Annotated in this window: 1 protein-coding gene; it reads right to left on the bottom strand. The window is 42.9% G+C overall.

What is annotated here, in order from left to right:
• Positions 1–118: 118 nt before the first annotated feature.
• A partial coding sequence (locus WAE57_RS15820; RefSeq protein WP_337711311.1) for a transposase family protein occupies positions 119–436 on the bottom strand: 318 nt, incomplete at its 5' end.

The following is a 436-nucleotide window of genomic DNA, read 5'->3' on the forward strand; positions in this document are numbered from 1 at the left end:
GCGTTTGAATAGCTCGAAATCATGCACCGTACCGCGATCAGTGCATAAACTCAGAATTTGCTGAGTTTTATAATGGATGATGGCCTGTACTTTAAAGGTATGCGTCTTTTTCTTGCCGCTATAGCTTTTCTTCTGTTTTTTTAGGCCTTTGAATTGGAATTTCTGTGGCATCCACGATCACCACATTCCAGTCTATCCCTTCGCCTTCGGGCAAATTCTTCGGTAAATTAAACAGATTGGACTGAATCAGGCAATCTTCAACATGACGTACAATTCTTGAGGCTGTGGGCTCTGAAATACCGTAACTTGTAGCAATGTGAAATAAGGTTCGGTATTCCCGCCAATAGCTCAGACAGAGCAGAACCTGATCCTCCACACTTAACTTAGGTGGTCTGCCTTTAGCTGGAACATGCTTCTGCAATTGCTCAACCATTAA

Origin of the sequence: Acinetobacter sp. NS-4, assembly GCF_037402435.1 — a bacterium.
Classification (GTDB): Bacteria; Pseudomonadota; Gammaproteobacteria; order Pseudomonadales; family Moraxellaceae; genus Acinetobacter.